Below are 11,746 nucleotides of genomic sequence, written 5' to 3' on the forward strand. Positions count from 1 at the left end.
CGCCGATAAACGGCGGGGCGGTTTTCTCTTATTTCACAACCACATTCTCTTCGCCCAGCGTCTCCTTCGCCTCCTGCAACAGCGCCCGGTGGAGCAACACCTGGGTGCCAAACACCTTCCGGGTGTCCGCCATCACCAGCTTCACTGGAGTGCCGCCGGGAAACATCTGAAACACCAGCTTCATGTGGTGCAGCTCAGGGCTGTCCTTTCCTGAAAATTTCAGGTAAAGGACACTGCCCTCGGTTACTTTTCCCTCCCGGCGCTCCGGCACCGGGTCCGGCGGCAATGCGCCGCCCCCCAACGGAACCACGGAATCGCACATGAGCTGCGGGGCTTTTTCATCCCGGACGGAGAGCCGTCCCCGCACCACTACCGCCTGATTTTCCTGCAAGCAGGGGCCGCAGCTCTCCAAAGTTCTCGCAAAGCACAAAAGCTCGATGGCGGCGGTGTCATCCTCCACTGTGACATAGGCCATGAGGGAGTTGTTTTTCGTGGTCTTCGTCTTGCTGGAGGTCACCACCCCGGCAATGCATATTCGTTGCCCGTCCGCAAAGCGGGTAGGGCCGCCCTCCTGTAAAAAATCGTCCAGAATGGCAGCGACCGAGGGAGCCCGGAGCCGCTTCACCTCGTCCCGATACTGATCCATGGGGTGGCCGGAAAGGTAAAGTCCAGTCGTCTCCTTCTCCATGTTCATCAGTTCCTGCCGGGTAAATTCCGGAATATCAGGCAAATGCATTTCCTTTACAGGCTTTGGTTTATCATCAGTTCCTGCCGCCATAGAGAAGAAATCAATCTGCCCCTCCACATTCTGGCGACTGGCGCTGGCCACCGAGTCCATCACCGTTTCATAAACCTTAAGCAATTGAGAGCGCCTTGCCCCAAACTCGTCGAACGCACCGGAGCGAATGAGATTTTCCACCGCCCGCTTGTTCATGTCGCTTCCGTTCATCCGTCCGCAGAAATCGCTGAGGGAGGTAAACATTTGCGCCTCCCGCTCCCGCATGACGGCCTGAATAAATCCCCGCCCGATATTTTTCACGGCGGCCAGACCAAAACGGATGCCCCCCTCCTCCACCGTGAACGTGTCGCAAGAGCGGTTGATATCCGGAGGCAGAAGCTTGATGCCCCAGTCCCGGCATTCGGTGATATAGCCCGCGATCTTGGTGGAGTTGTCCAGAACGCTTGTAAGCAGCGCAGCCATATACGCCTTGGTAAAGTGCCGCTTGAAGTACGCCGTCTGATAGGCCACCACTGCGTAGGACACAGAATGGGCTTTATTGAAGGCGTAGTTTGCAAAATCGTAAATATCCTGATAAATCGCTTCTGCCGCCGCTTCCGGAATCCCGTTCGCCACGCAGCCGGCGATATTCCGCTCCCGCTCGCCGTGGATAAACGCGTCCTTTTCCCGGGCAATCTGGGCGGCTTTTTTCTTGGAGATGGCCCGGCGCACCATATCTGCCTGTCCCAAAGAATATCCCGCCAGACGGCGGAAAATCTCAATCACCTGCTCCTGATAGAGAATGCAGCCATAGGTGATGGAGAGAATCGGCTCTAGAGACGGATGGAGATAGGAAATTAGCTTTGGATTCTGGGCACACGCGATAAATTTCGGAATGGAATCCATAGGGCCGGGACGGTACAGGGCAATGATAGAGGAGATGTCCTCCATATTGTGGGGCTTCAGACCCACACACACGCCGGTCATCCCGGCCGATTCCATCTGGAACACGCCGATGGTCTTCCCCTGCCCCAACATTTCATAGGTTGCCGCGTCGTCCTCCGGGATGTCCTCCAGACAGAAATCCGACCGCTCCGACTGCACCATTTTCACTGCGTCGTCCAACACCGTCAGGTTCCGCAGGCCCAGAAAGTCCATCTTGAGAAGGCCCAGCTCCTCCAGCGTGGTCATAATATATTGGCAGACCACCGCGTCGTCATTTTTTGCAAGGGGGACGTATTCATATACAGGCCTCTTTGTAATCACCACGCCCGCCGCGTGCGTGGAGGCGTTGCGAGGCATCCCTTCCAGCTTTTTGGCCGTATCGATGAGAACTTTCACGTTGTCGTCGCCCTCATACAGGTCGCTGAGGGGCTTTGAGAGCCGCAGCGCATCCTTCAGGGTGATATGAGGTGTAAAGGGAACCTGCTTTGCAATGGTGTCCACCTCGGCATAGGGCATACCAAGCACTCGCCCCACGTCCCGGATCACGCCCCGGGCCGCCATGGTGCCGAAGGTGACGATCTGGGCCACGTGGTCGTCGCCGTACTTCCGGCGTACGTAGTCCACCACCTCACCCCGGCGCACGTCACCGAAATCCATATCGATATCCGGCATGCTGACCCGCTCTGGGTTTAAAAACCGCTCGAAATACAGGCCGAAGCGCATCGGCTCCACATCGGTGATGCCAAGGCAGTAGCTCACAAGGCTTCCTGCCGCGCTGCCGCGCCCCGGCCCCACGGGGATTCCCACCTCCCGGGCGTAGCGCACAAAGTCGGAGACGATGAGAAAATAGTCCGTAAAGCCCATCTTCTCAATCATTTCCAACTCATAGTGAAGCTGCTCCCGGTACTCCGGGTGCTCCTCGCCGTACCGCTGAGCAAAGCCCGTGTCGCACAGCTCTTTGATGTAAGTATACGCGTCGTAACCTTCCGGAAGATGAAATTCCGGGAGCTGATATTTCCCAAATTCAAATTCCAGATTGCACCGCTCCGCGATTTTTCCGGTATTGTCCACGGCGTCCTCATACCCCTCGAACAGGGTCCGCATCTCCTCCTCGGACCGAAGGTAGAAATTCCGCGGCTCATAGCGCATCCGATTCTCGTCAGACAGGAGTTTTCCCGTCTGGATGCACAACAGCACATCGTGGGCCTCTGCGTCCTCCTTGCGGAGATAGTGTGCGTCGTTGGTGCAGACCATGGGCAGGCCCGTCTCCTTGTGGAGCTTCAAAATTCCACGGTTCACCGTCTGTTGGTCGGGAATGCCGTGATCCTGAAGCTCCAGATAAAAGCGGTCTGGCCCAAAAATCTCTGCCATTTCCAGCACCACGGTTTTGGCCGTTTCATACTCTCCGTTGCGTATCCGCCGGGGAATTTCTCCGGCAAGGCAGGCAGACAGGGCGATCAGCCCCCCGTGGTGCTCCCGCAGCAGCTCCAAATCTACCCGTGGCTTGATGTAAAATCCCTCGGTCCACGCCATGGACACCAGATAAGACAGGTTGTGATATCCCTCCTCGTTTTCACAAAGCAACACCAGATGGCGGCTTTCCGCGTCAAACTCGTGCTGCTTTTGCAGCCTGGTTCGGCCTCTGGGAGCCACGTAAACCTCACAGCCGATGATGGGCTTGATACCCGCATCTTTGCAGGTGCGGTAAAAGTCAATCGCACCGTACATCACCCCGTGATCTGTGATGGCGCAGGCAGATTGGCCCATCTCCTTCAGAACGGTCGGCAACTCCTTGATGCGACAGGCTCCGTCCAGCAGACTGAACTCCGTATGAACATGTAAATGGGCAAAGGACATAGGTCGCTCCTGTTCTTTCGTATCAGCATTTCCGGCAGAAGGACAGCGCCCGCCCGCCAAAACCATTTCTTATCCCCGTGCGTTCGGATCAGCTCGCGGCCCGCTCCGCAAGCATTTTTTCAAGAATCTCCACCGCCGTGACAATCATGTTGTCGCAGTGGGCGGTGACGCCCAGACGCAGGGCAGCCGGGTTTTTCTCATCAGGCTTAGGATGGGCCGCCAGCAAGTCGCCGCAGCGGGTCAGTCCGAAAACCTCCTCAAACCGGCGGCGAAACTCCTTCACGGCGGCATAAGTCCGCTTTTTCCCCTCCGCGTCCGCGCCGTCCGACTGGGGTGCCAGCCATCCCAGTACCAACACGCCGCCGCTGACAGCGCCGCACAATTCCGCATGACTACCACCCATGCCGCCTCCAAACCCGCCGCCGGCCGCCGCAATCACCGGCTTTGGTATATCCAGCAAATCCTCAAACGCCAGAGCCACCGCCTGTGCACAGTTATAGCCCGCTTTGTGATATTGAAAGGCCGCCTCACACCGATCCATTGTATAAACTCTCCTTTTATCCTGTCTCGTCAGGCCTTGGATGCCCGGCGCTCCAATTCCTCGTAAAACCGTCCCAAATGAATGCCGTCCACCAGCCCATGATGGGCTAAAATCGTCACGGGCAGGCTCGTCCGCCCGTTTTCCTCCGTCCATTTCCCCCAAGAAATCCGCACGTTGCTGTACGCGGGGCTGGGCACCGGCATAACTATGTCCGTATATCGAAGCCAAGGCACGCAGGAAACAAAAAAGAACTCCTCGTGGCCCTGCTCCTCCGTAATGGTTCCACCGTATTTCGCCGCCTCCAGTGCCGCGCGGCCCGTCTCTATAAATTCCGCAAACGGCAGCGCCGTGTCCAGCGTGCAGTAAGCATAGGCTCCGTCAGGCTTCGCCACGGTGCAGGAGCAGCGGCAGCTTCCATACTCCACCACCCGTCCCCCTTCTATCCGCCGACGAAGCTCTGGCACGGCGTTGGCCGCTGTCATTACCTCATAGGTCAGAGAAAGGAAAAAAGGCGCACCGTCCCTCCGAATTTTCTCTACTAGGGCAGTGATATCCACCTGACAGGTCACCCCCACATAGGGGTTAGCCATAGTAGAAAAATAAGCAAACTGTTCCCGCCGGGGATCCCCGGTCATATCCACAATACGTTTCTCCATTGCGTTCTCCTTTGTTGTTAAGGTCACCGGCAGCACGGCGGGCCGTCTTGATTATTTAGGCGGCTCACCCCGCAGCTCTCTTGCCAGCCCTGTGAGCTTGCGCAGGCGGTGGTTCAGGCAGGATTTCGTCACGGGCGGATCTAAACTGTCCGCCAGCTCAGAAAGGCTCAGCTCCGGCTTTTCCAGCCGGGCCATCGCCGTTTTGCGCAGTTTGTCCGGAAGCTGTTCCAGCAGTCCCGCGTCCATCAGGCGGCGGATGGCCTCTGCTTGCTCCAGCGCTGCGTCCACCGCCTTGTCGAGGTTTGCGTTGTCGCAGTTCAGCCGTCGGTTTACGCTGTTGCGCAGGTCCTTTTCCATTTTCGCGCTCATCACGCTCATGGCCGCCACCGGCGCGCCGATTAGGGTCAAAAAATCCTCAATTTGATCGCTCTGTTTGAAATAGGTGATGTAGCTCCCGTTTCGGCTCAGGCTCTTGGGGGGAAAGCCGTTGTCCCGCAGCAGGGCCTCCAGTTCCCGGCTCACCTGCAAATGCGAGGTTGCCAACTCTAAATGATACCGCTTCAGCGGATCTGTGACGCTTCCCCCTGCAAAAAACACGCCCCGTAAAAACGAGGCCCGGCAGCACTCTTCCTCCAACAGACCGAAATTGATGTGCAAAACCATGTTCTGCTCCGGAGAAAAGCCCAGCGCGTCGATAATGCCGTCCAGTTTATTCTGTTCGGTCATCTGAAACATCAGCTTTCCCTGCGCGTAAGGCTCCGGCTTTTTGTCAAACCGGAGGCGAAAGGCCCGCTGAAACAGCCGAGGCAACCTTGCGGCAAGATTCGGGTTCTCCGTGACAATACGGATTTCCCCAGGATTAAAGGTGTTGCAGTAGAGCAGGACGCCATAAGCCTCTGCCAAGGCGCAGCAATGCTTTTGCACCTCTAGTCGACACAGTTCGTTTTTCGCATCGAAGGAAAAAGACACCCTGCTCACCTCCTCACTCATTTGCGTGTTCCGTACGATAAAAATCTCCCCCCGTGGCAAACCGGTCCCCGGCGATGCGGACGCTGCGCTCCGCGTGGAGCAAAATCAGCTCCCGTGCAAGGCTTGCAGGATCGTGGCGCACAAAGCCGTCCTCTACCGTGGCCACCGGCCGGTTGATAAGCTCCACGCCAAGGGCAGCGCACCGTTCTTTGTCTCTGCAAATAGGCTCCGCCCCCTCCTGCGCGTATCGCTGGGCGACGATTCGAGGAATGGGCGAGGCATTCGTAAGGCACAAATCAAACAGTCCCGGCGCAGAGTGCTTGAACAGGGCTGCGATGTGGTCCGCGGCGGTGTAACCCTCTGTCTCTCCCTCCTGCGTCATGACGTTGCAGACATAGACTTTCAGTCCGTTTGCCTTCCTGACGGCGTCCACAATGCCGTCCACCAGTAAATTGGGAATAATGCTGGTATACAGGCTTCCCGGCCCAAGCACCACCATATCCGCCCGCAAAATAGCCTCCACCGCCTCCGGCAGAGCCGGAGGTTTCTCGGGCAGAAGCCGAACCCGGCGGATACGGCAGTCCTGCTCTTTTTTGCAGTAGGAGATTTTTGACTCCCCCATTACCCGCACGCCATTTTCAAACTCCGCCTCCAAGTCCACGTTGGCATTGGTGACGGGCAGCACACGCCCCGTAATGGCCAAAACCTCGCTCATGCGGCTCACCGCCGCATCAAAAGAGGGAGAGATCCCGTTCAACGCAGCCAGAAACAGGTTGCCAAAGCTCTGCCCGGCAAGTACGCCCTCCGAAAAGCGGTAGTGCAGCAACTCCGCCATCAGCGGCTCCGTGTTGGCCAGCGCTTCAAGGCAGTTGCGGATGTCCCCTGGGGGCGGCATCCGCAGATCGCTGCGCAGCGCCCCGGAGCCTCCGCCGTCGTCCGCCACTGTGACAATAGCGGTGAGATTTTCCGTATATTGTTTCAGCCCCCGCAGCATGTTGGAAAGACCGTGTCCGCCGCCGATGACGGCAATTCTCGGTCCCCGCGCCCTTGGGGGACGGTAGAGCGTGTGTTGATTTTCCATGACTTCCCTTTCATTCCGAGGCCTGTCATCCCTTGGGCATGTCCCGGTGATACTCCGTCACGGGGTAGCCCAGCTGACGGATATAGCCTGTCAGCGCGTGGGTCACGGCCACGGAGCGGTGCCGTCCGCCGGTGCAGCCCACCGATACGGTGAGGCTGGTTTTCCCCTCCTCGGCGTACAGTGGTAGGGTCAGCGTCAGCAAATCCTTGAGTTTGTCGAGGAATTCCCGTGCCTGACGGAAGGAGAACACATAGCCGGATACATCCTTGTCCAGTCCTGTTTTCTCCCGCAGTTCCTCTATATAAAACGGGTTTGGCAAAAACCGCACGTCCAGCACCAGATCGGCCTCCAGCGGCAAACCATACTTAAAGCCGAAGGAGGTCACCGCCACGGTCATCCCCGTTTTTTCGTCCTTTTCGCTGAAAAGGCGCAAAAGCTCGGCCCGAAGCTGCGCGGTGGACAGGCTGCTGGTGTCGATGACGTAGTCCGCCTGCTCTTTCACAGGACGCATCACCTCAATCTCCCGACGGACGGCTTCCTCCAAGGTGTCCGTCCCCCCACTGAGAGGATGGCGGCGGCGCGTCTCTTTATACCGCTTAATCACCGCCTCCGGCGAGGCCTGCAAAAATAGCATCCGGCACACGCCGCCCATGCCCCGCAGTTTTTCCAGCACGTCGAACAGCTCCGTGAAGGAGTCCGAGGTCCGCACATCGTACACCAGCGCCACCCGGTCATACCGTCCGTTGCCCCCGGCACAGAACTCCGCAAATTTCAGAATCATGGCCGCAGGCATATTGTCCACGATATAAAAGCCCATATCCTCCAAAAAAGAGGCGGCTTTGCTCTTTCCGGCCCCGGACAGGCCAGAAATAATCAGAATTTCCATGCAATCACCCGCTTCTCTCTCCTGCGCGGCGCTCACCGCACAATTTTAACTTCCGGCTCCAGACGAATCCCGGAAAGTTCCTCCACCCGCTGCTGAATCTGATGAATCAACTCCGTCACGTCGGCAAAGGTGGCCCCGCCTCGGTTAACCACAAAGCCCGCGTGCTTTTCGCTTACCTGCGCGCCGCCCACCCGCAGCCCTTTCAGGCCGCATTGGTCAATCAGGGTCCCCGCATAGGCGCCCACCGGACGCTTAAAGGTGCTGCCCGCGCTGGGAAGCTCCAGAGGCTGGCTGGCCTTGCGCCTTGCTTTCAAGTCGTCCATCCTCGCCCGGATTTGGTCCGGGTCGCCGGGCGACAGGCGGAAGACGGCATATAAAACCACCCAGTCCGGGTGGTCCGTCAGAACGCTGCGGCGATAGCCAAAGCCCAGTTCCTCCGCCGTGAGGTACTTCACGCCCTCCTCCGGATCCAGCAGGGAAGCTCCGGCCACCACCTGCTTCATCTCCCCGCCATAGGCCCCGGCGTTCATACACAGCGCGCCACCCACCGTGCCGGGAATGCCGTGGGCAAATTCCAACCCCGTAAGGCCTTGCTTTTGCGCAAGGTCCGCCAGCCGCGCCAGAGACGCCCCGGCCTCGGCCTTCAGTTCGTTTTCTCCCGCTCCCAGCTCCAAGTGATTTAGCCCGGCGGTGGTGTCAATCACCAGTCGATCCAGCCCTTCGTCGGGCACCAGCAGATTTGTTCCGTTTCCCATCACCAGTGGCCGGGCTCCGCAGCCCATGGCAAAGTCGCACAGCAGCACCACCTGCTCTCCGCTGCGGGGAAAGGCCATGCGCCTTGCCGGTCCGCCGATGTGAAAAGAGGTATGGCGGCTCATGGCCTCGTCGGTTTTCAGTGCAAGGTCCGGCAGATAATCCGCCGCCCATTTGTCCAGCTCCTCCGCCCAATCCATATGGTTCCCCCTCAAAAAATCAGATTACTCGCTCCAGTAGTGCCGCGCCAATCATTCCCGCGTCGCCGCCAAGCTTGGCCCGGACCACCGATACCTTTCCGCCACAACGGGTGGCATAGCTTTCTCGGTTCGCAATTTCCCGCAAAGGAGCAAACAGCAGCTCCTCCTCCGCCTCTCCGATTCCGCCGCCGATGGCAAGCACCTCCGGCTGAAAAATGTTCAAGAGGTTTACAACTCCCGCCGCCAGATACGAAACATAAGTTTCGCACAGCGCCTTCGCCGTCTTATCCCCTCGCAGGGCCGCCGCAAAGACCGTCCTGCCGGTGACAGCGGTTCCGCCATCGGATTCTTCCCATAAACGACTGCTTTTATCTCGTTCCATGGCTTCTCTCGTCATGCGAATCAGGCCCGTGGCGGAGGCATAGGTCTCCCAGCAGCCCCGCCGCCCGCAGGTGCAGGGCGCGCCCCCCTTCTCCACTACCATATGCCCCACCTCGCCAGCCATTCCTCCGGCGGAGTAGAGCTTTTCGTTTAAAATAAACCCGCCGCCAATGCCGGTACCAAGGGTCACTAAGGCAAAGTTTTTCGTCCCTTGTCCCACTCCGCAAAAATATTCACCCACAGCGGCACAGTTGGCGTCGTTCTCCAGCAGAACGGGAACGTCAAGGTAGCTTTGAAGCAGCCGCGCAAGGGGGACGTTTTTCATTGGAATATTGCAGGTGTAAAGTATTTCTTCCTTTGTCGTTGCACCGGGTATGCCTACGCCTACGTAGGCAAGATTCCCGGGGCTTATGCCCCCGTCCCGGGCGGCCTGCGCAGCAAGGGACGCAAGCGTCTTGGCAAAGGGTTCCACTCCCTGAAATTCGCCCAGCGGGATTTTCCGCACCGCCAGCAGGCGGCCCGCTTCATCTACAAGACCGGCCCGCAGGTTCGTGCCGCCGACATCCAAACCAATATACATCTCACTGCGCTCCCCGGTCTGCCCGTTCGTCTACCCGCCGGACCAGCTCTTCCGCGGCGTTGTAGCCGAAGCGGCGGTGGCGGTTGTTCATGGCGGCTACCTCCACGATGCTGGCCAGATTCCGTCCGGGCCGCACAGGGATGTTGACGCAGGGTACTTGTAGATCCAGAATCTCCAAATAGTGATCCTCCAGACCCAGCCGGTCGTAAACCCGGCTGCTGTCCCACTGCTCCAGTTCTACCACCAAATCAATCTGTGCCTCTTCCTTGATGGCCCGCATTCCAAACAACTGCCGCACGTCAATCACACCGATTCCTCGCAGCTCGATGTAATGGCGGATCATCTCCGGCGCCGTACCAATCAACTCATTGGAGATGCGCCGGATGTCCACGGAGTCATCGGCCACCAGCCGGTGCCCGCGCATAATCAGTTCGATGGCCGTCTCGCTCTTTCCGATCCCGGAGTCCCCGGTAAGCAGAATTCCCTCACCGTACACATCCATCAAAACGCCGTGCCGCCCTATACAGGGGGCCAGTCGGTGATTGAGAAATTCTATGGCGTGGGAGGTGAACTCAACGGTGGTTTCCGAGGTGCGCAGCAGCGTTCGCTCGTAATCCCGGGCGCTTTCAAGGCACTCCGGGAAGCAGTCCAGATTTCGGGAAATCACCAGCGCCGGAATATCGTAGAGAAACAGGTCGTCAAAGGCCTTTTTCCGCTCCTGTGCGCTCAGGCCCTTCAGATACATAATTTCCGCCTTACCGATTACTTGAAGACGGCGGGGGTCAAAATAATCATAAAAACCCAAAAATTGAAGCCCTGGCCGATTTACATCCGTAATGGTAAGAACCGCCTCCTCATAATCGCTCCCCCGATTGAGCAACTGCAAATCAAAGGCAGCCGCAAACTCCGTCATTTTCAGTCCGTTTGCCGTCATAAGCGCCAGTCTCCTTCCGAGGCGGCCTTTTTCCCGCCGCCCCACGGTGTTTTCAGTTCGCAGACGCACAGCGCCGCAGCGGTTTGAATTGGTTTTTTTATCATAACCGCTTTTTGGTTATTATTATAACGTATACACCTGTTTTTCGCAACTGTTTCACCCGGCGCGTCCGGCTTTAATATTTTTGAATATTTTTTAAGATTTCCCCTTGCTTTTTATGTTTTCATCTGTTAAAATATCGTTTGTGCCTGTGAGAAGCAGGTTCGATTTCCCAACAGCAAGGAGGTGCAACGGATGGCTAAGTGCGAATTTTGCGATAAGGGTGTCACCTTTGGTATTCAGGTGTCTCACTCCCATAGACGTTCCAATCGTCCCTGGAAGCCCAACGTAAAGCGTGTCAAGGCTGTTGTGAACGGTACGCCCCGCCATGTATATGTTTGTACCCGGTGTCTGCGTTCCGGCAAAGTTACCAGAGCGGTCTGATAGACAAATCAACTCCCGAACCTTCCGGTTCGGGAGTTATTTTTTCTCAATAAAGTTTGTGACCACGGCTATGCTTAGCCGTGGTCACATTGTTTCACCGGATATTACATCCAGTCATAGCCCAGTTCGTCTTTTTTCGAGCGGCCCATCAGCTCCGCCACCGCGTCCCGGACGCCCCTGCCCCGATAGAGCACCTGATAGGCGCAGGCGCAGATCGGCATTTCCACACCGGCCCGCTGGCTCAGCTGATGGACGCTTTCGGCGGCGTAGTACCCCTCCACCACCGCGCCAACCTCATCCATGGCCTCCTCGGCGGTCTTCCCCTGTCCGATGAGGATCCCCGCCCGGCGGTTTCGCGAGTGCATGGAGGTACAGGTGACAATCAAATCTCCCATTCCCGCAAGGCCTGCAAAGGTCTGGCGGTGTCCGCCCAGCGTCTCACCCAGCCGGGCGATTTCCGCCATGGCACGGGTCATCAATAAGGCCTTGGTATTGTCCTGATAGCCCATTCCGTCACAGATTCCACAGCTCAGGGCCACCACGTTTTTCAACGCACCGCCCAGCTCCACGCCCACGATGTCCGGACTGGTATACACCCGAAAGTTCTGATTCATAAACGCGTCCTGCACCAGCTTTACGGCCTCGCCGTTCTCCCCCGCCGCCACGCACCCGGTGGGCAGACGAAGGCTCACCTCCTCTGCGTGGGAAGGGCCGGACAAGGCCGTCACGGGGAAGCGGTCCTCCGTTTCCTCCCGCACAAGC

The 11,746-nt window shown here is 57.9% G+C and carries 11 protein-coding genes; 1 reads left to right on the top strand and 10 read right to left on the bottom strand.

The window, feature by feature from the left end; translation table 11 throughout:
* Positions 1 to 28 precede the first annotated feature (28 nt).
* The 9 genes from RT018_RS05975 to hprK all read right to left on the bottom strand — a co-directional run bounded on the left by RT018_RS05975 (position 29) and on the right by hprK (position 10,501).
* Positions 29 to 3,520 carry a DNA polymerase III subunit alpha gene (locus RT018_RS05975; RefSeq protein ID WP_312940176.1) on the bottom strand — a complete coding sequence of 1,164 codons (3,492 nt, stop codon included), beginning with the start codon at positions 3,518 to 3,520 and terminating at the stop codon, positions 29 to 31.
* An 88-nt stretch (positions 3,521 to 3,608) separates the two neighbouring features.
* Positions 3,609 to 4,061, bottom strand: a complete 453-nt coding sequence (locus RT018_RS05980) for a C-GCAxxG-C-C family protein (protein ID WP_312940138.1) — start codon at positions 4,059 to 4,061, stop codon at positions 3,609 to 3,611.
* 29 nt (positions 4,062 to 4,090) lie between these two features.
* On the bottom strand, positions 4,091 to 4,717 hold the full coding sequence (locus RT018_RS05985; protein ID WP_312940139.1) for a CatA-like O-acetyltransferase: 627 nt from the start codon (positions 4,715 to 4,717) through the stop codon (positions 4,091 to 4,093).
* A gap of 51 nt (positions 4,718 to 4,768) precedes the next feature.
* A complete protein-coding gene (gene whiA, locus RT018_RS05990) occupies positions 4,769 to 5,686 on the bottom strand; it encodes a DNA-binding protein WhiA (RefSeq protein WP_312940140.1) in 918 nt (305 codons plus the stop codon).
* A gap of 13 nt (positions 5,687 to 5,699) precedes the next feature.
* On the bottom strand, positions 5,700 to 6,767 hold the full coding sequence (locus tag RT018_RS05995) for a YvcK family protein (protein WP_312940142.1): 1,068 nt from the start codon (positions 6,765 to 6,767) through the stop codon (positions 5,700 to 5,702).
* Positions 6,768 to 6,792: 25 nt separating this feature from the next.
* A complete protein-coding gene (gene rapZ / locus RT018_RS06000) occupies positions 6,793 to 7,653 on the bottom strand; it encodes an RNase adapter RapZ (RefSeq protein WP_312940145.1) in 861 nt (286 codons plus the stop codon).
* 32 nt (positions 7,654 to 7,685) lie between these two features.
* Positions 7,686 to 8,606: a UDP-N-acetylmuramate dehydrogenase gene (murB, locus tag RT018_RS06005; protein WP_312940147.1), complete on the bottom strand. Its 921-nt coding sequence runs from the start codon at positions 8,604 to 8,606 to the stop codon at positions 7,686 to 7,688.
* Between the two features lie 19 nt (positions 8,607 to 8,625).
* Positions 8,626 to 9,567: an ROK family protein gene (locus tag RT018_RS06010; protein WP_312940149.1), complete on the bottom strand. Its 942-nt coding sequence runs from the start codon at positions 9,565 to 9,567 to the stop codon at positions 8,626 to 8,628.
* A gap of 1 nt (position 9,568) precedes the next feature.
* Positions 9,569 to 10,501, bottom strand: coding sequence for an HPr(Ser) kinase/phosphatase (gene hprK / locus RT018_RS06015; protein ID WP_312940150.1), 933 nt, complete (start codon positions 10,499 to 10,501; stop codon positions 9,569 to 9,571).
* 294 nt (positions 10,502 to 10,795) lie between these two features.
* Here hprK and rpmB point away from each other — a divergent pair, with 294 nt between their 5' ends.
* Positions 10,796 to 10,984: a 50S ribosomal protein L28 gene (rpmB, locus tag RT018_RS06020; RefSeq protein ID WP_293010275.1), complete on the top strand. Its 189-nt coding sequence runs from the start codon at positions 10,796 to 10,798 to the stop codon at positions 10,982 to 10,984.
* Positions 10,985 to 11,088: 104 nt separating this feature from the next.
* Here rpmB and RT018_RS06025 read toward each other — a convergent pair.
* Positions 11,089 to 11,746 (bottom strand): NAD(P)H-dependent glycerol-3-phosphate dehydrogenase (locus RT018_RS06025; protein ID WP_312940153.1); only part of this gene is annotated, 658 nt, incomplete at its 5' end.

Source organism: Oscillibacter sp., assembly GCF_032060045.1.
Classification (GTDB): domain Bacteria; phylum Bacillota; class Clostridia; order Oscillospirales; family Oscillospiraceae; genus Oscillibacter.